We start from the raw sequence: 21,346 nt of genomic DNA, 5'->3' as shown, positions 1-21,346 counted from the left end.
GGCCTTGTCGCACGGACCTTCCGGAAAGATGCGGCGGTTGTCGAATCAGGGAGCGCTTTATGTTGCTGGACGAGTTGATTGGCGAGTTTGATCGGGGTTTACGCTCACTGACGGGGGTCTCGCGGATGACCCGTCCGCTGCCGCTGCCGCAGGCGTCCGCGGCGACGGCCGGGGCGCCCGAACTCTCGCCCGCGGAGCGCGCGCATGCGGCTGGCTTGATGCGGGTGAACCACGTCGGCGAAGTGTGCGCGCAGGCGCTTTACCAGGCGCAGAAACTCGCCACCGACTCCCCTTCATTGCGAGCCATGTTCGATCACGCTGCGTCGGAAGAAGAAGATCATCTGGCGTGGACCGCCAAACGCCTCGAGGCGCTCGACTCGCGCCCGAGTCTGCTCAATCCTGTGTGGTACACCGGCGCACTCGCGATCGGTCTCGCCGCGGGACGTCTCGGCGATCGCGTGAGTCTTGGCTTCATGGCCGAAACGGAGCGCCAGGTAGAACAGCATCTCGACAGTCATCTCGATCGACTTCCCGCCACGGACCATGAATCGCGCGCGATCGTCGAGCAGATGCGCGTCGATGAAGCCCAGCACGGCAAGGCCGCGATGGACGCGGGAGGCATCGAATTGCCGTTTCCGGCGCGCGCGCTGATGCGCGCGATGTCGAAGGTGATGACGCGCACCGCCTATTACATATGAGCGTTTCGCCGGCTTTGCTTCGCCGACCGGAGCGCCGCACGTATCGCTTCGACCATCGCTGAACGCACTATTCGTAAGTGGGACGACGCCGCATGCGCCGTTCATCAACCGTCCCCGCGGCGGCGCCTTCTCCCTTTCAAAATCCCTTAACGATCTCTTTCAATCCGCGCTGTTTCCTCGCACTTTTCAAGTATCACCTTCACAAGTTGCACTAGCCCATTCATTTATAACGGTTTTCCGTTTTATACGGGACGTGAAGGAGTCGCGCTAAGTCCTTGTTCTAACAAACAAAATCCGCCGGAAAAGCGGGCCGCTCCCTTGACCCGTGTTTAGCGTTACTCTAAAGTGGGAGACAGTGTGAGAAAGTGTATTTTTGTGTGCTCTCGACACCACTTTCAGGTAGATTTTCACGGACGGGGCGGGCGGCGCAAACAGCACCGCAATAGGGGAGAGCGAAGTGTTCCAAGGGGCGTCGGCGCTGACGCTCGATGCGAAAGGGCGGATGTCGATTCCCTCTCGTTATCGGGATGCGCTGCAAACACAGGCAGAGGGCCGGGTGACGATCACCAAGCACCCGGACGGCTGCCTGTTGCTCTTTCCGCGCCCCGAATGGGAAATCTTCCGTGACAAGGTCGACAAGCTGCCTATGAACGCGGCCTGGTGGAAACGCATTTTTCTCGGCAATGCAATGGATGTGGATATGGACGGCGCAGGCCGTGTGCTCGTGTCGCCGGAGTTGCGCGCGGCTGGCTCGCTGGAGAAAGAGGTGACGCTGCTCGGCATGGGCCGTCACTTCGAGCTGTGGGATGCACAGATTTACGCCGCGAAGGAACAGGCGGCGATCGCCGAGGGCATGCCCGACGCGTTGAAAGACTTCACGTTCTGATCGCGGCTTATTTATATGGCTTCTGCGATGAGAAACGAATTGCAGCATCGCACGGTGCTGTTGAACGAAGCGGTCGATGCGCTGGTCACGCGCGCCGACGGCACGTATGTGGACGGCACGTTCGGCCGTGGCGGCCATAGCCGCCTCGTACTTGAGCGGCTCGGTGAAGCGGGGCGGCTGATCGCGTTCGATAAAGATCCGCTCGCGATCGCGACGGCGCAGAAGATCGCCGACCCGCGCTTTGCCATCGTCCACGAGAGTTTTGCTTCACTGCGCGCCGCGATGGCGGAGCGCGGGGTAGGGCGTGTGTCGGGAGTGTTGCTGGATCTGGGCGTGTCGTCGCCGCAAGTCGACGATCCGGAGCGGGGCTTCAGCTTCCGCGCCGACGGCCCGCTCGACATGCGGATGGACCCGACGCGCGGCGAATCCGCGGCTGACTGGCTCGCGCGGGCTACGGTGCAGGAACTGACGGAGGTGATACGAGATTATGGGGAAGAACGGTTTGCTTTTCAGATTGCAAAGGCGCTTGTTGCTCGCCGGGCAGAGTCCGACCGTCTTGGGCCTCTCGTCAGCACGGGCGAGCTTGCCCAAATCGTGGCTAACGTCGTCAAAACCCGTGAGAAGGGCAAGGACCCGGCAACCCGCACCTTTCAGGCTATACGGATTCACGTCAATCAAGAGCTTGCGGAGCTGCAAGTCGTTCTAGAAGCAGCGTTGTCGTTGTTGGAGCAAGGGGGGCGGCTGGTGGTCATCAGCTTTCATTCGCTCGAGGACCGTATCGTCAAGCGATTCATGCAGGCGCACGCAAGTGCGCCGGCGGTTGATCGCCGCCTGCCGATCCGCGCGGTCGACCTGCCGAGCCCTCCGCTCAAGATCATCGGCCGCGTCTTTGCGAGCGACGCTGAAGTCGCCGACAACCCGCGCGCCCGTTCTGCCGTGATGCGCGTGGCGGAGCGGATCGCGCCATGAACCGCCTCAATATCTTCCTGCTGATCATCGTGATGGGCTGTGCCTTGTCGGTCGTCAACGCGACCAATCAGCAGCGTCAGATCTTTATCCAGCTGCAGCGCGCGCAGTCGCAGGAGCGTCAGCTGCAGCAGGACTATTCGCAGCTTCAATATCAGCAGAGCGCGCTGTCCAAAACGTCGCGCATCGAGCAACTCGCCACGGCCTCGCTGAAGATGCAATCGGCCACCACGGGCCGCACGCAGTACCTGACGCTCGCCCCGGGTGCCGCGACGGCGACCGACGCTCCCATTCCGACTTCCGCGCCTGCCTCGGCGCCGGTCGCGACCCGTCGCGGAGCCACGCGATGAAAAAATCGTCGGCCCGCAAGAGCGTTGCGTTTTCGGCCAACCCGATTCTGTCGGTGCGCCTGCCGATGTGGCGCTCGAAGCTCGTCGTGTTCCTGCTGTTCATGGCGTTCGTCGCGCTCGCCGCGCGCGCGTTCTGGATTCAGGGGCCGGGTAATGCGTTCTATCTGAAGCAGGGCGAAATCCGCTATCAGCGCCGCATCGACATGCCGGCCACGCGCGGCAAGATTCTCGACCGCAACGGCCTCGTGCTTGCCACGAGTCTGCCGGTGCGCGCCATCTGGGCGATTCCCGAATCGGTGCCGGACGACCTCGGCGCCGACAAGCTCGACGCGCTCGGCAAACTGCTCGGCATGACCACGAAGGAATTGCGCTCGAAGCTGTCGGAAGACAAAACCTTCGTCTACGTGAAACGCCAGGTGCCGGTCGACGTCGCCGAAAAAGTCGCGACGCTGGACATCCCCGGCATTTACTCGCGCGCCGAGTACAAGCGCTTCTATCCGGAAGGCGAGATCACCGCTCACCTGATCGGCTTCACCAACGTCGAGGACGAGGGCCAGGAAGGCGTCGAGCTCGGCGACCAGAAGCTGCTCGCGGGCACATCGGGCAGCCGTCGCGTGATCAAGGACCGGATCGGCCACATCATCGAGGACGTCGACGAGCAGGTCGTGCCGCACAACGGCAAGGACGTCGATCTGTCGATCGACAGCAAGATCCAGTACATCGCCTATACGAACCTGAAGGCGGCCGTCGAGAAATTCAAGGCGAAGGCCGGCGCGGCGGTGGTGATCGACGTGCGCACCGGCGAAGTGCTCGCGCTCGTCAACTACCCGACCTACAACCCTAACGACCGCTCGCACCTGACCGGCGAGCAGCTACGCAACCGCATCCTGACCGACACGTTCGAGCCGGGCTCGATCATGAAGCCGTTCACGGTGTCGCTCGCACTCGATCTGCACCGGGTGACGCCGACTACACTGGTAGATACGGGCAACGGTCACTTCGTACTCGACGGCGCGCCGATCACCGACGACAGCGGCTTCGGCGTGCTGACGGTCGGCGGCGTGATCCAGAAGTCGAGCAACATCGGCGCGACCAAGATCGCGATGCAGCTGCGGCCCGAAGAAATGTGGAACATGTATACCAGCATCGGTCTCGGCCAGGCGCCGAAGGTCGGTTTTCCGGGCGCGGCGGCGGGCCGTCTGCGTCCGTGGAAGAGCTGGCGCCGCATCGAGCAGGCGACGATGTCGTACGGCTACGGCCTGTCAGCGTCGCTGTTCCAGCTCGGCCGCGCGTACACCGCGATCGCGCACGACGGCCAGATCATGCCGGTGACGATTTTCCATGCGCCGGGTGACCAGCCGGCCACCGGTCCGCAGATCTTTTCGCCGACCACCGCGCGTGCGGTGCGCGCGATGCTCGAAACCGTCGTGTCGGCGCAAGGCACGTCGCCGGATGCGGCGGTGCCCGGCTATCGCGTCGGCGGCAAGAGCGGTACCGCGTACAAGCACGGGCCGCACGGCTATGACCACTCGAAATATCGCGCGTCCTTCGTCGGCATGGCGCCGATGCCGAATCCGCGCATCGTCGTCGCCGTGTCGGTCGACGAGCCGACGGCGGGTAGCCACTTCGGCGGCCAGGTGTCGGGGCCGGTGTTCTCGGGCATCGTCGGCGATACGCTGCGCGCGCTGAACGTGCCGCCCGACATGCCCGTCAAGCAGATGGTCGTGTCCGACGATTCGGCGCCGCCCGCGCCCGGCGCTCCGTCCGCGCCGTCCGGGGCGAAGAAGCTGCCGACGAACCCCGGCGTGAAGAAAATGACCATTTCCGCCAACCAGAAAACCCATCCAGGAGTCGAGCGATGAGCGCGCTGCGCGAGCAACATCCAGCGCACCGGCAGATCGCCGACGCCCTCAGCTGGCTGCACGCGCACGTGCAGCCAGACGCGCATCTGCACGCCGACACGCGCTCGCTAGCAGCCGGCGACGCGTTTTTCGCGTACGCGGTCGATGGCGCGGACAATCGCGCATTCATCGATGCGGCGATCGAGCGCGGCGCGGCCGCCGTGCTCGTGCAACCCGAAGGCTTCACCGGCAAGCTCGACGCGTCCGTCGCGCATGCGGTGCCGGCATTGAACGAACTCGCCGGCACGATCGCGAGCGCGTGGTATCGCGATCCGAGCGACGCGATGCTCGCGGTTGGCATCACCGGTACGAACGGCAAGACGTCGTGCAGCCAGTGGGTTGCCGCGGCGCTGTCCGCGCGCGGCACGCGCTGTGCGATCGTCGGCACGCTCGGCACCGGCTTCGTTGGCCAGCTCGTGCACACCGGCTTCACGACGCCCGACGCGCCGCAATTGCAGCGCAGCCTCGCGCAATTGCGTGACGCGGGCGCGCAGGCGGTGGCGATGGAAGTGTCGTCGCATGCGCTGCATCAGGGGCGCGTGAACGGCACCGCTTTCGACATCGCCGTGTTCACGAATCTGACGCAGGACCATCTCGACTATCACGGCACGTTCGAGGCCTATGAAACCGCCAAGGCGCGGCTGTTCGCATGGCCCGAGCTGCGGGCGGCCGTCATCAATCGCGACGATGCCGCCGGCCGGCGTTTGCTCGCGAGCACGCGTGGTCACGCGCGCACGATCGCCTATGGCATCGAGGGCGAGCATGGCGACGCCGACGCCAAGGGCGCACACCAAGCCGACGCGTGGCTCGCCGCATCAAACGTGCGTGCCACCGCGACCGGCACCGCGTTCCATCTGAGCACTTCGGACTGGGGCAACGCCGAAGTCGAAGTGCAGACGCTCGGCCTGTTCAACGTCAGCAATCTGCTCGCGGTGCTAGGAGTGCTGCTCGCCGCCGACGTGCCGTTCGGCGCGGCGCTCGCCGAGCTCGCAAAGCTGGAGCCGGTGAACGGCCGCATGCAGCGTCTGGGCGGCCGACTACAAAACGACGAGCCGCTCGTCGTGATCGATTACGCGCACACACCCGACGCGCTCGAAAAAACGCTCGAGGCACTGCGCCCGATCGCCACCGCGCGCGGCGGCGAACTCGTCTGCATGTTCGGCTGCGGCGGCGACCGCGATGCGACCAAGCGTCCGCTGATGGGCGCGATCGCCGAGCGGCTGGCGGACAACGTCGTCGTGACGAGCGACAACCCGCGCAGCGAAGATCCGCTCTCGATCATCGAGCAAATTGCCGCGGGCATGCAGGATGCGTCGAAGGCGCGCCGCGTCGAGGACCGCGCGAGCGCGATCCTGCAGGCGATCCGCGGCGCCGCGCGCGAAGACGTGATCGTGCTGGCCGGCAAGGGGCACGAAGCCACACAGGAAATCATGGGCAAGAAACGCGCTTTCTCCGATCAGGACCACGCCCGCCTCGCGCTCGCCGCGCGGGCCACACAAACTCGCGGAGGTGGCGAATGACGATGTTCTCGCTACGTGCAGCCGCCGCGCAGATCCCCGGCGCGAGCGTCACCGGCGACGACAGCGTGCGCTTCGAGCGCGTGTCGACCGACAGCCGCAGCGCCGGCCCCGGCGATCTGTTCATCGCGATCAAGGGCGATCGATTCGACGCGCACGACTTCTTGCCGCAAGTCGCCGAGCGCAACGTCGCGGCCGTGCTGGTCGCGCGCACGCCGGAGAACTGGAGCGTGCCGGCGATCCGCGTCGGCGATACGCGCGAAGCGCTCGGCGCGCTCGCGCGCGGCTGGCGTCGTCAGTTCGACCTGCCGCTCGTCGCGGTCACCGGCAGCAACGGCAAGACCACCGTCAAGGAGATGATCGCGTCGATCTTCGCGGCCGCGGTCGGCGCGGATGCGCGTCTCGCCACCGCCGGCAATTTCAATAACGACATCGGCCTGCCGCTCACGCTGTTCCGTCTGCATGCCGCGCATCGGCTCGCGGTGGTCGAGCTCGGCATGAACCATCCGGGCGAAACCGAACAGCTCGCGAAGCTCGCCGAGCCGACGGTCGCGGTCGTCAACAACGCGCAGCGCGAGCACCAGGAATTCATGGCGACCGTCGAAGCGGTCGCGCTCGAACACGCGAGCGTGATTCACGCGCTGTCGCCGGAAGGCACGGCAGTGTTCCCCGCCGACGACGCGTACGCGAGCATCTGGCGCGTCGCCGCCACCGGCAATCGCATCATCGATTTCGCATTGAACAATGCGGAGCGCACCACCGAAGCCGCGGTGCAGGGCACGTTCGACGGCAAGCGCTTGAGCATCGACACGCCGCAAGGCCATCTCGACGTGACGCTGCAGGTGCTCGGCAATCACAACGCGCACAACGCGCTTGCGGCGACTTCGGCCGCGTTGGCCGCGGGCGTGTCGCTCGACGCGATCCAGCGCGGTCTCGAATCGTTCGGCGCGGTGAAGGGCCGTCTGCAAGTCAAGCAGGCCGCGCTCGGCTCGCTCGCGGGCGCAACCGTGATCGACGACACCTACAACGCGAATCCCGATTCGATGCGCGCCGCGATCGACGTGCTCGCGTCGCGTGAATCGCCGCGTGTGCTCGTGATGGGCGACATGGGCGAAGTCGGCGACAACGGCCCGGCGTTTCACCGCGAAATCGGCGCGTATGCAAAAGAGCGCGGTATCGACGCGCTGTATGCGATGGGCGATGCCTCGCGCGACGCCTGCACCGCGTACGGCGCGGGCGCGCACCACGTCGCCGATGTCGGCGCGCTGGTCGCGCAACTGCAGCAGGCCGGTTTCGGCGCTGCCGCAACGCTTCTCGTGAAAGGCTCGCGCTTCATGCAAATGGAGCGCGTGGTGGACGCCGTTACGAGTCCACAACCCAACGCCGCGGGCTCGACGCCCGCCGCACATTAAAAGAAGGATCCAGGCATGCTACTGGCGCTGGCGCAATGGCTGCAGAATGACGCAAGCTTCTTGCGCGTGTTCAGTTATCTGACGTTTCGCGCGGTGATGGCGACCATCACCGCGTTGTTGATCGGGCTCGTCTGCGGCCCGGCGGTCATTCGCAAGCTGACCGCGATGAAGGTCGGCCAGGCCGTTCGCAAGGACGGCCCGCAAACTCACCTCGTCAAATCGGGCACGCCGACGATGGGCGGCGTGCTGATCCTGCTCGGCATCGGCGTGGCCACGTTGCTGTGGGCGGATCTGACCAACCGTTTCATCTGGATCGTGATGCTCGTCACGTTCGGCTTCGGCGTGATCGGCTGGGTCGACGATTACCGCAAGGTCGTCTACAAGGACCCGCGCGGCATGTCATCGCGCGAGAAGTATTTCTGGCAATCGGTGATCGGGCTGTTCGCGGCGGTTTATCTCGCGTTCAGCGTGTCCGAGGCGAGCAACGTGCGCGTGTTCGACTTGTTCATGGCGTGGGTGCGCAGTGGCCTGTCGATGGGCCTCCCCGCGCGCGCCGACCTGTTGCTGCCGTTCTTCAAGTCGATCACTTATCCGCTCGGCGTGTGGGGCTTCATCGTGTTGACGTATCTGGTGATCGTCGGCGCGAGCAACGCGGTGAATCTGACCGACGGCCTCGACGGTCTCGTGATCATGCCGGTCGTGCTGGTCGGCGGGTCGCTCGGCGTGTTCGCGTACGTGATGGGCAGCTCGGTCTACTCGAAATACCTGCTGTTTCCGCACATTCCCGGCGCGGGCGAATTGCTGATCTTCTGTTCGGCGATGGGCGGCGCGGGTCTTGCGTTCCTGTGGTTCAACACGCACCCGGCACAGATGTTCATGGGCGACGTCGGCGCGCTCGCACTCGGCGGCGCGCTCGGCGCGGTCGCGGTGATCGTGCGTCAGGAAATCGTGCTGTTCATCATGGGTGGCATTTTCGTTGCGGAAACGCTGTCGGTGATGCTGCAGGTCACGTGGTTCAAATACACGAAGCGCCGTTATGGCGAAGGGCGGCGCTTCTTCAAGATGGCGCCGCTGCATCACCATTTCGAATTGTCGGGCTGGAAGGAAACCCAGGTGGTCGTGCGTTTCTGGATCATCACGTTGATGTTGTGCCTATTCGGTTTGTCCACTCTCAAATTGCGTTAAGCAGCAGTATTTAAGGAAGCAGGCGATGTTCGGCGAGAAGTTTCGGGATCGGCAAAAGCCGATGGTGCTCGTGCTGGGACTGGGTGAATCCGGTCTCGCGATGGCGCGCTGGTGCGCCAGGCACGGCTGTCGGCTGCGCGTGGCGGATACGCGCGAAGTGCCGCCGAACTTGTCCGCGCTCGAAGCGCATGGTGTCGATGCCGATTTCGTCGGCGGTCCGTTTTCGCCGGTACTGCTCGAAGGCGTCGAGCTGGTCGCGATCAGCCCGGGGCTGTCGCCGCTGGCCGCCGATCTGCTGCCGCTGATCACGGCGGCACGCGAGCGGGGCATTCCGGTGTGGGGCGAACTCGAGCTGTTCTCGCAAGCGCTGCGCACGCTCGGCGAGTCCGGCTACGCGCCGAAGGTGATCGCGATCACCGGCACGAACGGCAAGACCACGACGACGAGCCTGACCGGCCTGCTGTGCGAGCGTGCGGGCAAGAAGGTCGCGGTAGCGGGCAACATCAGCCCGTCGCTGCTAGACAAGCTGTCCGAAGCGATCGACCAGACCGCGCTGCCCGACGTGTGGGTGCTCGAACTGTCGAGCTTCCAGCTGGAGACCTCGCATACGTTTACGCCGGACGCGGCCGCCGTGCTGAACATCACGCAGGATCACCTGGACTGGCACGGCGGACTCGATGCGTACGCGGCCGCGAAGGGCCGCATCTTCGGTACACGAACGGTGCGCGTGCTGAATCGCGACGACGCCCGTGTGATGTCGCTCGCGCCCGCCAGCGGCGAGGCGGCGGTCGTCACGTTTGGCGTGACCGAGCCGAAGAACGACGGCGACTACGGCCTGTTTCGCGACAACGGCATGGTGTGGCTCGTCGAAGCACAAGATCGTGATGCGACCGATGAATCCCCCAAGGGGACTTCTTTCGGGGCGCCCACGCCGAAGCGCCGTCGCAAGAACGAAGCAACCGCAACGCCCGACATCGCGCTGAAGCGTCTGATGCCCGCCGACGCGCTGCGCATCCGCGGCCTGCACAACGCCGCGAACGCGTTGGCCGCATACGCGCTCGCACGCGCGATCGGCCTGCCCGGTGCGCCGCTGCTGCACGGCTTGCGCGAATACCGCGGTGAACCGCATCGTGTGGAGCTGATCGCGTCGATCGACGGCATCGACTATGTGGACGACAGCAAGGGCACCAACGTCGGCGCGACGGTCGCCGCGCTCGACGGTCTCGCCCAGCGTGTGGTGCTGATCGCGGGCGGCGATGGCAAGGGCCAGGAATTCGAGCCGCTCGCCGCACCGGTGATGCGCTGGTGCCGCGCGGTGATGCTGATCGGCCGCGACGCGCCGCAGATTCGCGCGGCGCTCGAACATTGCGGCGTCGCGATGACCGATCACGCGACGCTCGAAGAAGCGACGCGCGCGGCCACTGCAATCGCGCAGCCCGGCGACGCGGTGCTGCTGTCGCCCGCGTGCGCGAGCTTCGACATGTTCAAGGGATACGCACACCGTGCGGCGGTATTCCGCAGCACGGTCGAAGACATCGCGGCCGAACGGGGGACGATGATATGAGCTGGTCGGAACGTTTCGGCTCGCGCGAAGCCGCCGGCGGCAACGGCGCCGCCGCAGATACGTCTTCCCGCACGTCGACCCGCACGGGCGGCAGCGGTCTCGCGAGCGCGGTCAACGGCGCGCGGCCGCTGCGCTCGCGCATGCTCGACTACGACCACTCGCTGCTGTGGGTCGTCGTCGCGCTGCTCGGACTCGGCATCGTGATGGTGTACTCGGCGTCGATCGCGATGCCCGATTCACCGAAGTATGCGTCGTATCGCGACTGGGCGTTCCTCGTGCGGCAGATCGTCTTCGTGCTGATGGGCTCGGCGGTCGGCATCGTATCGTTCCGCATTCCGATTTCGACGTGGGACAAGTACGCGCCGAAGCTCTTCCTGATCTCGCTCGTCGCGCTCGTGATCGTGTTGATTCCGCACGTCGGCAAGGGCGTGAACGGCGCGCGCCGCTGGATTCCGCTCGGCATCACGAACATGCAGCCGTCGGAAATCATGAAGCTCGCGGTGACGATCTACGCGGCGAACTACACGGTACGCAAGCAGGAATACATGCACAGCTTCGCCAAGGGCTTTCTGCCGATGGCGGTCGCGGTCGGTCTGGTCGGCGCGCTGCTGCTGCTCGAACCGGACATGGGCGCGTTCATGGTGATCGCGGCGACCGCGATGGGCGTGCTGTTCCTCGGCGGCGTGAACGGTAAGCTGTTCGGCGGCCTCGTCGCGACCGCGGTGGGCACGTTCACATTGCTGGTGTGGGCGTCGCCTTGGCGTCGTGAGCGGATCTTCGCGTACCTCGATCCGTGGGACGATCGCTACGCGCAGGGCAAGGCGTATCAGCTGACGCACTCGCTGATCGCGTTCGGGCGCGGCGAATGGTTCGGCGTTGGTCTCGGCGGCAGCGTCGAGAAGCTCAACTATCTGCCCGAAGCGCATACCGACTTCATTCTCGCGGTGATCGGCGAGGAGCTCGGTTTCGTCGGCGTGCTCGTCGTGATCCTGATGTTTTACTGGATCGTGCGCCGCTCCTTCGAGATCGGCCGTCAGGCGCTCGCGCTCGATCGCACGTTCGCAGGTCTGGTCGCGAAGGGCGTCGGCATCTGGTTCGGCGCGCAGACCTTCATCAACATGGGCGTGAACCTCGGTCTTCTGCCGACCAAGGGCCTGACGTTGCCGCTCGTCAGCTACGGCGGATCGGGCATTTTGCTGAACTGCGTGGCGATCGCCGTGCTGATGCGGGTGGATTACGAAAATCGTGTGTTGATGCGCGGGGGCAAAGTATGACGGCTCTGCCACAACGCACGCTGATGGTGATGGCCGGCGGCACCGGGGGACACGTGTTCCCGGGGCTCGCGGTCGCGCATCTGATGCAGGCATGGGGCTGGAAAGTCGTATGGCTCGGCAACCCCGCGGGCATGGAAGCGACGCTGGTACCGAAGCACGGCATCCCGATGGAGTACGTGCGCTTCGGCGGCGTGCGCGGCAAAGGTCTGAAGACCAAGCTAATGCTGCCGGTGAACCTGCTGCGCGCGTGCGCGCAGAGCTTGAGCGTGCTGCGCCGCGTGAAGCCCGACGTCGTGCTCGGCATGGGCGGCTACATCACGTTCCCGGCCGGGCTGATGACCGCGCTGAGCGGCTGTCCGCTCGTGCTGCACGAACAGAATTCGATCGCGGGTCTCGCGAACAAGGTGCTCGCGAAGCTCGCGAAACGCGTGCTGGTGGCGTTTCCGAATGCGCTGCCGCACGGCGAATGGACCGGCAATCCGATTCGTGCGGAACTTGCGCGCGCGATTGCACCCAAAGCACGCTACGCGCAGCGTAACGGTCCGCTGAACGTGCTCGTGGTGGGTGGCAGTCTCGGCGCCGCCGCGTTGAACGAAGTCGTGCCGCGCGCGGTCGCGCTGCTTGGCTCCAACGAGAGGCCGCGCATCGTGCATCAGGCGGGCGCGAAGCATATCGACGCACTGCGCGAGAACTACGCGGCCGCGGGCCTGCAGGCAGGCGCGGACGTGTCGCTGGTGCCGTTCATCGACGACATGACGAGCGCCTATGCGCAGGCCGATCTGGTGATCTGCCGCTCGGGCGCGATGACGGTGTCGGAGATATCGGCGGTCGGCGTCGCGGCGCTGTTCGTGCCGTTCCCATACGCGGTCGACGATCACCAGACCAGTAATGCAGCGTTCCTCGCCGACAACGGCGCGGCGCTGGTCGTGCAACAACGCGATCTGTCGGCGGAAAAGCTCGCCGACTGGTTGCGCAGCCAGACGCGGGAAAGTCTCGCGGAAATGGCGGAGCGTTCGCGCTCGCTCGCGAAACCGGATGCCACCGAACAGGTCGCGCAGATCTGCGCGACGGTGGCGGGTGCGGGTTCGATGGCGGGCGTGAGCCCAGAAGGAAAGCAATGAAACACATCGTCAAACATATTCATTTCGTCGGCATCGGCGGCGTCGGCATGAGCGGCATCGCCGAAGTGCTCGTCAATCTCGGCTATCAGGTGAGCGGCTCGGACCTGTCGGGCAATGCGGTCACCGAGCGTCTCGCCGGGCTCGGCGCGCGCATTTCGATCGGGCACGCAGCGGAGAACATCGAAGGCGCGAACGCGGTGGTGGTGTCGACCGCGGTGCGCAGCGACAACCCGGAAGTGCTGGCCGCGCGTCATCGCCGCATTCCGATCGTGCCGCGCGCGGTGATGCTCGCGGAACTCATGCGACTGAAGCAGGGTATCGCGATCGCCGGCACGCACGGCAAGACCACGACCACGTCGCTGGTCGCGAGCGTGCTCGCCGCGGGCGGGCTCGATCCGACCTTCGTGATCGGCGGCCGGCTGATCAGCGCGGGCGCGAATGCGCGTCTGGGCACCGGCGACTTCATCGTCGCCGAGGCGGACGAATCGGACGCATCGTTCCTGAACCTGTTCCCGGTGATCGAAGTCATCACGAACATCGACGCCGATCATATGGATACCTATGGTCACGACTTCGCGCGTCTGAAGCAGGCGTTCATCGAATTCACGCACCGTCTGCCGTTCTATGGCATCGCGGTGCTGTGCGTCGACGATCCGAACGTGAAGGAGATCCTGCCGTTCGTGTCGAAGCCGATCATTCGCTACGGTTTCGCGGCCGAGGCGCAGGTGCGCGCGGTCAACGTCGAAGCGCGCGAAGGGCGCATGCATTTCACCGTGATGCGCGAAGATGCGGCGCCGCTCGACGTCACGTTGAACCTGCCGGGCGAGCACAACGTGCAGAACGCATTGGCCGCAATTGCAATTGCGACTGAACTTGAAGTGAAAGATGCCGATATCCAGCGAGCGCTCGCGGATTTCAACGGCGTCGGCCGACGCTTCCAGCGTTACGGCGAAGTACCGGTCGTCAGCGACGGCCAGGCCGCGGGCTCCTACACGCTGGTGGACGACTACGGTCACCACCCGGTCGAAATGGCTGCCACGGTGGCGGCGGCGCGCGGCGCATTTCCGGGCCGGCGCCTGGTGCTGGCGTTCCAGCCGCACCGCTTCACGCGCACGCGTGATTGCTTCGAGGATTTCGTGAAGGTGCTGTCGACCGTCGACGCGCTCGTGCTGACCGAAGTCTATGCGGCTGGCGAAGCGCCGATCGTCGCCGCGGACGGCCGCGCGTTGGCGCGCGCGCTGCGTGTCGCCGGCAAGGTCGAGCCGGTGTTCGTCGATACGGTCGATGAAGTGCCGGACGCGCTTTCTACGGTGGTGCGCGACGGTGATGTGGTGATTACGATGGGCGCGGGTTCGATCGGCGGTGTGCCGGGTCGCCTCGCTCAGGAACTGAAGGTGTGAGATGAGCAGTATCGATCCCAAACAATTCGGCAAGGTGGCCGTGCTGCTCGGTGGTAATTCCGCCGAGCGCGAAGTGTCGCTCAATTCCGGGCGCCTCGTGTTGCAAGGTCTGCGCGACGCCGGCGTCGACGCGCATCCGTTCGATCCGGCCGAGCGTCCGCTGTCGGCGTTGAAGGACGAAGGCTTCGTGCGCGCATTCAACGCGCTGCATGGCGGCTACGGCGAAAACGGCCAGATCCAGGGCGCGCTCGATTTTTACGGCATCCGCTACACGGGTAGCGGCGTGCTCGGCTCGGCGCTCGGTCTCGACAAGTTCCGCACCAAGCTCGTGTGGCAGCAGCTCGGCATTCCGACGCCGCCGTTCGAAGCGGTGCTGCGCGGTGACGACTACGAAGCGCGCGCGAAAGAGATCGTCGCGAAGCTCGGTCTGCCGCTGTTCGTGAAGCCGGCGAGCGAAGGTTCGAGCGTCGCCGTGATCAAGGTGAAGAGCGCGGACGCGCTGCCGGCCGCGTTGATCGAGGCCGTGAAGTACGACCGTATCGTCGTGGTTGAGAAGAGCATCGAAGGCGGCGGCGAGTACACCGCTTGCATCGCCGGCAATCTGGACCTGCCGGTGATCCGCATCGTGCCGGCCGGCGAGTTTTACGACTATCACGCGAAGTACATCGCCAACGACACGCAGTATCTGATTCCGTGCGGTCTCGGCTCCGAAGAAGAAGCGCGCCTGAAAGTGCTCGCGCGCCGCGCGTTCGACGTGCTCGGCTGCACCGACTGGGGCCGCGCTGACTTCATGCTCGATGGCGAAGGCAAGCCGTACTTCCTCGAGGTGAACACGGCGCCTGGCATGACCGATCACTCGCTGCCGCCGAAAGCGGCGCGCGCGGTCGGCATCAGCTATCAGGAACTCGTGGTCGGCGTGTTGGCGCTGACGCTGCAGGATTAACCAAAGGTAAGCGCAAGCAACACCATGTGGAACAACGTTCGCCAGCTCAATCTCGCCACCAACGCGCTGCACGCGTTGCTGGTGCTCGTGCTGCTGGCGGCGGGCGGTTACTGGCTGATCCAGCGCCCGAACTTCGCGCTGCGCGAGATCCAGATCGACGGAGATACCGAGCACATCAATTCGCCGACGGTGCGCGCCGGCGTCGTGGGGCGCCTGAAGGGCAACTACTTCACGGTCGATCTCGACGCCGCGCGTCAGGCGTTCGAGCAGATGCCGTGGGTGCGTCACGCGAGCGTGCGGCGCGTGTGGCCGAATGCGCTGGCTGTCACGCTCGAGGAGTACAAGCCGCTAGGGACGTGGGGCAGCGATCAGCTGGTAAGCGTCGACGGCGAGCTGTTCACCGCGAACCAGGGCGAACTCGACGAAGAGCTGCCCGCGTTCGACGGCCCGGACGGTACGGCGAAGGAAGTCGTCGCGCGTTATCACGACTTCCAGAAGTGGTTCGCGGCGATCAACGCGACGCCCGAGGAAGTGACGCTGTCGCCGCGCTACGCGTGGACGGTGAAGCTGTCGAACGGCACGCAGGTGGAGTTGGGCCGCGAACGCAATCAGGACACGCTGGCCGATCGCAGCAAGCGCCTGACCGCGGCATGGGGCGCGGTGACGCAACGTTGGGGAAAGGATATCGAGAATGCGGACTTGCGCTATCCGAACGGTTTCGCGATTCGTGCCGCTGGCATGCGCTTCATCAGCGAACCCGACAAGGGCAAGAAGTAAACGGACATCACACGCACTGAGCACGCTATGAGTAAAGACTATAAGGATCTGCTGGTCGCCCTCGACATCGGGACGTCGAAGGTAGTGGCCATCGTCGCCGAGTTGAAGGGCGAGGGTCACTACGAGGTGATCGGTCTCGGCCAGAGCGAATCGAAGGGGCTCAAGAAGGGCGTGGTGGTGAACATCGAAGCCACCGTGCAGTCGATTCAGCGCGCGCTCGAGGAAGCCGAGCTGATGGCCGACTGCAAGATCACGAACGTGTTCACCGGGATCGCCGGCAGCCATATCCGCAGCTTCAATTCGAGCGGCATGGTCGCGATCAAGGAGAAGGAAGTCACGCAGGCGGACGTTGCGCGCGTGATCGAAACGGCCAAGGCGATCAACATCCCGACCGATCAGCAGGTGCTGCATATCCTCACGCAGGAATTCATCATCGACGGTCAGGAAGATGTGCGCGAGCCGATCGGCATGAGCGGCATCCGCCTCGAAGTGAAGGTGCATATCGTCACCGGCGCGGTCAGCGCGGCGCAGAACATCGTCAAGTGCGTGCGCCGCTGCGGCCTCGAAGTGAACGACCTGATCCTGCAGCCGCTCGCGTCGTCGCTGGCGGTGCTGACGGAAGACGAAAAGGAACTGGGTGTGGTGCTGGTCGACATCGGCGGCGGCACGACGGACATCGCGATCTTCAGCGAAGGCGCGATCCGCCACACCGCCGTGATTCCGATCGCCGGCGACCAGATCACCAGCGACATCGCAATGGCGCTGCGCACGCCGACGCCGGATGCCGAAGACATCAAGGTCGACTACGGCATCGCCAAGCAGGCGCTCGCCGATCCGGACGAGATGATCGAAGTGCCGGGTCTCGGCGAGCGCGGTCCGCGCACGCTGTCGCGCCAGGCGCTGGCGGCCGTGATCGAGCCGCGCGTCGAAGAACTGTTTTCGCTCGTGCAGCAGGTGGTGCGCGAGTCGGGTTACGAGGAGCTGCTGAGCTCGGGCGTCGTGCTGACGGGCGGCGCGTCGATGATGATCGGCATGGTCGAGCTCGGTGAGGACATTTTCCTGAAGCCGGTACGCATTGGCGTGCCGGAATACGCGGGCGGTCTCGCCGACGTCGTGCGCAATCCGCGCTATTCGACGGCGATGGGCTTGCTCGTCGAAGGACGCTCGCAGCGCATGCGCGGGCGCAAGGTTGCAGTGCAGTCGGGGTCGATGGGACAGGTGTTCTCGCGCATGAAGGACTGGTTCCTCGGCAACTTCTGACTAAGGGTTTCGAGAAATTCGCGCTGGTGCCGGCGGCCGGTGCGCGACAGGAGGTTGCCCGATCTCCTGCCGGATAACGCCGAGTGGCAGTAACTTTTTATCTTGACGGAGGCAACATGGAATTCCAGATGCTGGAAACCGAAACGAGCGGCACGATCATCAAGGTCGTCGGAGTCGGTGGCGCTGGCGGCAATGCCGTTCAGCACATGATCAACAAAGGCGTGCAAGGCGTCGACTTCATCGTGATGAACACGGACGCGCAGGCACTGTCGCGTTCGCGCGCCACCGCGGTGATCCAGCTCGGCAACACGGGTCTGGGCGCTGGCGCGAAGCCGGAAATGGGCCGCGCAGCCGCTGAAGAAGCACGCGAGCGTATCGCCGACGCACTGCGCGGCGCGCACATGGTGTTCATCACCGCCGGCATGGGTGGCGGCACCGGCACTGGCGCGGCACCGGTCGTCGCGCAGATCGCGAAGGAAATGGGTATTTTGACCGTCGGCGTCGTCAGCAAGCCGTTCGAATTCGAAGGCGGCAAGCGCATGCGCGTGGCGGAAGCCGGTTCGCAGCAACTGGAGGATCACGTCGACTCGCTGATCGTCGTGTTGAACGACAAGCTGTTCGAGGTGATGGGCGACGACGCCGAGATGGACAAGTGCTTCCAGTGCGCTGACGACGTTCTGAACAACGCGGTTGCGGGCATTGCGGAAATCATCAACGTCGACGGTCTCGTCAACGTCGACTTCGAAGACGTGAAGACCGTGATGGGCGAGCAGGGCAAGGCGATGATGGGCACGGCGACGGTTGCCGGTGTCGATCGCGCGCGTCTCGCGGCCGAACAGGCCGTCGCGAGCCCGCTGCTGGAGGGCGTCGATCTGTCTGGCGCGCGTGGCGTGCTGGTCAACATCACGTCGAGCCGTTCGCTGCGTCTGTCGGAAACGCGCGAAGTGATGAACACGATCAAGAGCTATGCCGCGGAAGATGCCACGGTGATCTTCGGCGCCGTGTACGACGATGCAATGGGCGACGCGCTGCGCGTGACGGTCGTGGCAACGGGTCTCGGCCGCGCTGCGAAGAAGCAGCAATCGGCACCGATGACGCTGCTGCGCACCGGCACCGACAACCAGCCGGTCGGCGCGATGGCGCACGCAGCGTACGCACCGGCGGCGGGCCATGCCAGCACGGCCGACTACGGCGCGCTCGACACGCCGGCGGTGTGGCGCACGTCGCGCGACACGGCGGCCTCGCACGTGCAGGCGCTGCAGGAAAAGGGCGTCGATACGTACGACATTCCGGCATTCCTGCGCAAGCAGGCGGACTGAGCGCACGGGCAGGCTTCGTTGCCGCGCTGCGACTGGGGTCGCAAGTGCAGCGCTGGCGGACGAACGCACGAGCGTGGCGGGTGAACGGCAAGCAGGTCGCGTATCGTCTGGTTCGCGGCAGGGGCAACTGCCCTCTGCGGATTCGCGAAGCGGACGGAGTGACTGCCGCCGCACGGTGTGGCTTATAGTTGATACGGCCGAACCGATATTCACTGCGACACGAGGACGTGCGAGCGTGCTTCGCATCGATGCAAAGGACTGAGCATGATCAAGGAAGGTGAAAAGCTGCCCGACGCGACGCTCTTCGAGTATGTCGAAGACGACCGGGCGGGCTGCACGATCGGACCGAACAGTTTCGACGTGCGCGAGCAGACGGCGGGCAAACGCGTGGTGATCTTCGGATTGCCCGGCGCGTTCACGCCGACCTGTTCGGCCAAACATGTACCGGGCTATGTCGAGCATGCCGAGCAGTTGCGCGCTGCCGGCATCGACGAAATCTGGTGCGTGTCCGTCAACGACGCGTTCGTGATGGGCGCGTGGGGACGCGATCAGCACACCTCGGGCAAGGTGCGCATGATGGCGGACGGTAGTGCGGCTTTTACACGGGCGCTTGGTCTGGAGCAGGATCTGTCGGCGCGCGGCATGGGGATTCGTTCCTTGCGCTACGCGATGGTGGTCGACGACGGCGTGGTCAAGACGCTGAACGTCGAGGCTGCCGGCAAATTTGAAGTCAGCGATGCAGCGAGTATTCTCGCCACGTTGAGCTAGTTGCTGACGTCGCACCGTCGCCGCGACCCGCGTGCTTATGCCGCGTGGCGTGACGGCAACGGTGATTGCGACGCTTTTGTGACAGGCCGTTACGCGGGCCGATGACCGGAAACGCCTCCGTTCCGGGGCATCGGCCCGTCACGCTTTCCGTCGCTAAGTCCAATGGGTAATGCAGCGAAACAGATTGTCACGTTCCCCGCAAAGACGCTGGTCTGGGGATTGGAGTATAATTCGCGCTATGGAATAAAAAGTCCTGATTAGGATTTTCAATCGAACAGAAGACCACCATGTTGAAGCAGCGCACAATCAAATCGATCGTCAAGACTGTCGGCATCGGGTTGCACTCCGGCCGTAAAGTCAATCTGACGCTCCGTCCGGCGGGGCCGGACACTGGCATCGTGTTTTCGCGCGTGGATTTGCCCACGCCGGTGGACATTCCTGCGTCGGCGATGGCGATTGGCGATACGCGTCTGGCTTCCGTGTTGCAGAAAGACGGCGCGCGCGTGTCGACCATCGAGCATCTGATGTCCGCCTGCGCCGGTCTTGGCATCGACAATCTTTACGTCGACGTCACCGCCGAAGAAATCCCGATCATGGACGGCAGTGCGGGTTCGTTCGTGTTCCTGATCCAGTCGGCGGGCATCGAAGAGCAGAACGCGCCGAAGAAATTCATCAAGGTCACGAAGCCGATCGAAATCCGCGACGGCGACAAGTTCGCGCGCCTCGATCCGTACTTCGGCTTCAAGCTCAAGTTCACGATCGACTTCCGTCACCCGGCCGTGGACAAAACCGGCCAGGCGCTGGAAGTGGATTTCGCCAACACGTCGTATGTGCGCGAAATCGCGCGCGCCCGCACGTTCGGCTTCGCGCATGAAGTGGAAATGATGCGTGAGCTCGGCCTCGCGCGCGGCGGCAGCATGGACAATGCGATCGTGCTCGACGAGTACCGCATCCTGAACAACGACGGCCTGCGTTACGACGACGAGTTCGTCAAGCACAAGATGCTCGACGCGATCGGCGACCTGTACGTGATCGGTCACCCGCTGCTCGCGTCGTACACCGCGTACAAGTCGGGCCACGGCCTGAACAACGCGCTGCTGCGTGAGCTGCTCGCGCACGAAGACTCGTACGAAATCGTCACTTTCGACGACACGCAGAAGGCCCCGCGCGGCTTCGCGTACGAGACGCAGACGGCGTTCGCATAAAGCTAGCGTGACAGGCAGGCAAATGAAAAACGGCCCCTCGGGGCCGTTTTTTCGTTCAGCGTTCAGCGATTGCGCCGATGCCGCGCAGCCATGCGCGCGAGCGCTTCCTGCAACGGCGACGGCTCGAGCGACTCGCTCAACGCCTGCAGCGCGGCGGCGCCGGCCGGCGTCATGCGCGCCTGCTTGACGGGCGGCGGTTCCTTCAGAGGCTGCGGCCGCACGCGAATCTTCAGTGCCTGCACGGGCCAGCCGCGCTGCTGCAAGTCCGCCAGCAGCCGCGGCTCCAGATGCCGCAGACGCGCCGCGAGCGCATTGTGCGCAGCGAATAGGGCTAGCACGCCCTCCTTGATGAAGCCGGGCTCGACGCTAGTCGCCAGGTAATCGGGCAAAAGCTCGCGCAGATCCTTCTCGAGCGCGGCGATCTGCTCGACGCCCGCGCGCAACGCCGCGAATGCGTCCGTACGGCCGAGAACCTCGGCGAGCGGTTGCGGGCGGCGCAGATCGAACTGCTTCGGCGGCCTTGAAAAGGACGAAAAACGGCTCATGTTTGGGATTGACATGTGAGCTCGCCCCATGCGCGCCCACGCCGCGATTGTACCTCGCGGGCAGCTTGCGAAGCCGGTCCGCACGGCGCCGAAGGTTGCCCGGCGGGGCTGGCCGGAGCCGGCGCCGTCACGGCTCCGACACGAGCGCAGCCGGAGGCGCGTGCTAAAATGCCCGATTCGAATTCACTCTTGGACTAAGCCGCCGAGGACTTTCCGACCCAGGCGCGGTATGCGCGTAGCGCACACCGCGAGCCA

The 21,346-nt window shown here is 64.9% G+C and carries 19 protein-coding genes; 18 read left to right on the top strand and 1 reads right to left on the bottom strand.

Features of this window, described 5'->3' with window-relative positions; all coding sequences use genetic code 11:
* Positions 1–59 precede the first annotated feature (59 nt).
* From coq7 to lpxC, 18 genes are all read left to right on the top strand, one after another.
* Complete coding sequence (gene coq7 / locus GCT19_RS16280) at positions 60–698, top strand: 2-polyprenyl-3-methyl-6-methoxy-1,4-benzoquinone monooxygenase (RefSeq protein WP_026229106.1); 639 nt, start codon at positions 60–62, stop codon at positions 696–698.
* 457 nt (positions 699–1,155) lie between these two features.
* Positions 1,156–1,584 carry a division/cell wall cluster transcriptional repressor MraZ gene (gene mraZ / locus GCT19_RS16275; RefSeq protein ID WP_013090620.1) on the top strand — a complete coding sequence of 143 codons (429 nt, stop codon included), beginning with the start codon at positions 1,156–1,158 and terminating at the stop codon, positions 1,582–1,584.
* Between the two features lie 15 nt (positions 1,585–1,599).
* Positions 1,600–2,553 carry a 16S rRNA (cytosine(1402)-N(4))-methyltransferase RsmH gene (rsmH, locus tag GCT19_RS16270; protein WP_035492159.1) on the top strand — a complete coding sequence of 318 codons (954 nt, stop codon included), beginning with the start codon at positions 1,600–1,602 and terminating at the stop codon, positions 2,551–2,553.
* Positions 2,550–2,900, top strand: a complete 351-nt coding sequence (ftsL, locus tag GCT19_RS16265) for a cell division protein FtsL (RefSeq protein WP_013090618.1) — start codon at positions 2,550–2,552, stop codon at positions 2,898–2,900. The genes rsmH and ftsL overlap by 4 nt, the downstream gene beginning before the upstream one ends.
* Positions 2,897–4,762, top strand: a complete 1,866-nt coding sequence (locus tag GCT19_RS16260) for a peptidoglycan D,D-transpeptidase FtsI family protein (RefSeq protein WP_018437610.1) — start codon at positions 2,897–2,899, stop codon at positions 4,760–4,762. The genes ftsL and GCT19_RS16260 overlap by 4 nt, the downstream gene beginning before the upstream one ends.
* Positions 4,759–6,321: a UDP-N-acetylmuramoyl-L-alanyl-D-glutamate--2,6-diaminopimelate ligase gene (locus GCT19_RS16255; RefSeq protein ID WP_018437611.1), complete on the top strand. Its 1,563-nt coding sequence runs from the start codon at positions 4,759–4,761 to the stop codon at positions 6,319–6,321. The genes GCT19_RS16260 and GCT19_RS16255 overlap by 4 nt, the downstream gene beginning before the upstream one ends.
* Complete coding sequence (locus GCT19_RS16250; RefSeq protein WP_152852502.1) at positions 6,318–7,730, top strand: UDP-N-acetylmuramoyl-tripeptide--D-alanyl-D-alanine ligase; 1,413 nt, start codon at positions 6,318–6,320, stop codon at positions 7,728–7,730. Before GCT19_RS16255 ends, GCT19_RS16250 begins: the two co-directional genes overlap by 4 nt.
* 15 nt (positions 7,731–7,745) lie before the next feature.
* Entirely contained in the window at positions 7,746–8,915 is a 1,170-nt protein-coding gene (gene mraY / locus GCT19_RS16245) for a phospho-N-acetylmuramoyl-pentapeptide-transferase (protein ID WP_013090614.1), read from the top strand.
* A 25-nt stretch (positions 8,916–8,940) separates the two neighbouring features.
* Positions 8,941–10,479: a UDP-N-acetylmuramoyl-L-alanine--D-glutamate ligase gene (gene murD, locus GCT19_RS16240; protein ID WP_152852501.1), complete on the top strand. Its 1,539-nt coding sequence runs from the start codon at positions 8,941–8,943 to the stop codon at positions 10,477–10,479.
* Positions 10,476–11,753, top strand: coding sequence for a putative lipid II flippase FtsW (ftsW, locus tag GCT19_RS16235; RefSeq protein ID WP_152852500.1), 1,278 nt, complete (start codon positions 10,476–10,478; stop codon positions 11,751–11,753). Before murD ends, ftsW begins: the two co-directional genes overlap by 4 nt.
* On the top strand, positions 11,750–12,874 hold the full coding sequence (gene murG, locus GCT19_RS16230) for an undecaprenyldiphospho-muramoylpentapeptide beta-N-acetylglucosaminyltransferase (RefSeq protein WP_152852499.1): 1,125 nt from the start codon (positions 11,750–11,752) through the stop codon (positions 12,872–12,874). The genes ftsW and murG overlap by 4 nt, the downstream gene beginning before the upstream one ends.
* Positions 12,871–14,274, top strand: a complete 1,404-nt coding sequence (gene murC, locus GCT19_RS16225; RefSeq protein WP_018437615.1) for a UDP-N-acetylmuramate--L-alanine ligase — start codon at positions 12,871–12,873, stop codon at positions 14,272–14,274. The genes murG and murC overlap by 4 nt, the downstream gene beginning before the upstream one ends.
* A 1-nt stretch (position 14,275) precedes the next feature.
* Complete coding sequence (locus tag GCT19_RS16220) at positions 14,276–15,217, top strand: D-alanine--D-alanine ligase (protein WP_018437616.1); 942 nt, start codon at positions 14,276–14,278, stop codon at positions 15,215–15,217.
* A gap of 24 nt (positions 15,218–15,241) precedes the next feature.
* Positions 15,242–15,994, top strand: a complete 753-nt coding sequence (locus GCT19_RS16215; RefSeq protein ID WP_018437617.1) for a cell division protein FtsQ/DivIB — start codon at positions 15,242–15,244, stop codon at positions 15,992–15,994.
* A 27-nt stretch (positions 15,995–16,021) separates the two neighbouring features.
* Positions 16,022–17,254: a cell division protein FtsA gene (gene ftsA / locus GCT19_RS16210; protein WP_008921172.1), complete on the top strand. Its 1,233-nt coding sequence runs from the start codon at positions 16,022–16,024 to the stop codon at positions 17,252–17,254.
* Positions 17,255–17,370: 116 nt separating this feature from the next.
* Positions 17,371–18,573, top strand: a complete 1,203-nt coding sequence (gene ftsZ, locus GCT19_RS16205; RefSeq protein WP_013090606.1) for a cell division protein FtsZ — start codon at positions 17,371–17,373, stop codon at positions 18,571–18,573.
* Between the two features lie 264 nt (positions 18,574–18,837).
* The gene (locus tag GCT19_RS16200) at positions 18,838–19,341 is read left to right on the top strand and encodes a peroxiredoxin (protein WP_013090605.1); all 504 of its coding nucleotides are present in this window, start codon (positions 18,838–18,840) and stop codon (positions 19,339–19,341) included.
* Between the two features lie 287 nt (positions 19,342–19,628).
* Positions 19,629–20,546 carry a UDP-3-O-acyl-N-acetylglucosamine deacetylase gene (lpxC, locus tag GCT19_RS16195; protein ID WP_013090604.1) on the top strand — a complete coding sequence of 306 codons (918 nt, stop codon included), beginning with the start codon at positions 19,629–19,631 and terminating at the stop codon, positions 20,544–20,546.
* Between the two features lie 62 nt (positions 20,547–20,608).
* Here the strand turns inward: lpxC and GCT19_RS16190 are convergent, their stop codons facing one another.
* Positions 20,609–21,091 carry a DciA family protein gene (locus GCT19_RS16190; protein ID WP_018437619.1) on the bottom strand — a complete coding sequence of 161 codons (483 nt, stop codon included), beginning with the start codon at positions 21,089–21,091 and terminating at the stop codon, positions 20,609–20,611.
* Between the last annotated feature and the right edge of the window lie 255 nt (positions 21,092–21,346).

The organism is Paraburkholderia atlantica, from assembly GCF_009362785.1.
GTDB classification, from domain to species: domain Bacteria; phylum Pseudomonadota; class Gammaproteobacteria; order Burkholderiales; family Burkholderiaceae; genus Paraburkholderia; species Paraburkholderia atlantica.
Note: the sequence above shows the minus strand (reverse complement) of the source record. Positions and strands in the feature narration are given on the sequence as shown.

What these genes read in the sequence shown, in the direction of transcription:
- coq7 (WP_026229106.1), top strand. Translation starts at nt 60, where the DNA reads ATGTTGCTGGACGAGTTGATTGGCGAGTTTGATCGGGGTTTACGCTCA.
- rsmH (WP_035492159.1), top strand. Translation starts at nt 1,600, where the DNA reads ATGGCTTCTGCGATGAGAAACGAATTGCAGCATCGCACGGTGCTGTTG.
- ftsL (WP_013090618.1), top strand. Translation starts at nt 2,550, where the DNA reads ATGAACCGCCTCAATATCTTCCTGCTGATCATCGTGATGGGCTGTGCC.
- GCT19_RS16260 (WP_018437610.1), top strand. Translation starts at nt 2,897, where the DNA reads ATGAAAAAATCGTCGGCCCGCAAGAGCGTTGCGTTTTCGGCCAACCCG.
- GCT19_RS16255 (WP_018437611.1), top strand. Translation starts at nt 4,759, where the DNA reads ATGAGCGCGCTGCGCGAGCAACATCCAGCGCACCGGCAGATCGCCGAC.
- GCT19_RS16250 (WP_152852502.1), top strand. Translation starts at nt 6,318, where the DNA reads ATGACGATGTTCTCGCTACGTGCAGCCGCCGCGCAGATCCCCGGCGCG.
- mraY (WP_013090614.1), top strand. Translation starts at nt 7,746, where the DNA reads ATGCTACTGGCGCTGGCGCAATGGCTGCAGAATGACGCAAGCTTCTTG.
- murD (WP_152852501.1), top strand. Translation starts at nt 8,941, where the DNA reads ATGTTCGGCGAGAAGTTTCGGGATCGGCAAAAGCCGATGGTGCTCGTG.
- ftsW (WP_152852500.1), top strand. Translation starts at nt 10,476, where the DNA reads ATGAGCTGGTCGGAACGTTTCGGCTCGCGCGAAGCCGCCGGCGGCAAC.
- murG (WP_152852499.1), top strand. Translation starts at nt 11,750, where the DNA reads ATGACGGCTCTGCCACAACGCACGCTGATGGTGATGGCCGGCGGCACC.
- murC (WP_018437615.1), top strand. Translation starts at nt 12,871, where the DNA reads ATGAAACACATCGTCAAACATATTCATTTCGTCGGCATCGGCGGCGTC.
- GCT19_RS16220 (WP_018437616.1), top strand. Translation starts at nt 14,276, where the DNA reads ATGAGCAGTATCGATCCCAAACAATTCGGCAAGGTGGCCGTGCTGCTC.
- GCT19_RS16215 (WP_018437617.1), top strand. Translation starts at nt 15,242, where the DNA reads ATGTGGAACAACGTTCGCCAGCTCAATCTCGCCACCAACGCGCTGCAC.
- ftsA (WP_008921172.1), top strand. Translation starts at nt 16,022, where the DNA reads ATGAGTAAAGACTATAAGGATCTGCTGGTCGCCCTCGACATCGGGACG.
- ftsZ (WP_013090606.1), top strand. Translation starts at nt 17,371, where the DNA reads ATGGAATTCCAGATGCTGGAAACCGAAACGAGCGGCACGATCATCAAG.
- GCT19_RS16200 (WP_013090605.1), top strand. Translation starts at nt 18,838, where the DNA reads ATGATCAAGGAAGGTGAAAAGCTGCCCGACGCGACGCTCTTCGAGTAT.
- lpxC (WP_013090604.1), top strand. Translation starts at nt 19,629, where the DNA reads ATGTTGAAGCAGCGCACAATCAAATCGATCGTCAAGACTGTCGGCATC.
- GCT19_RS16190 (WP_018437619.1), bottom strand. Translation starts at nt 21,091, where the DNA reads ATGAGCCGTTTTTCGTCCTTTTCAAGGCCGCCGAAGCAGTTCGATCTG.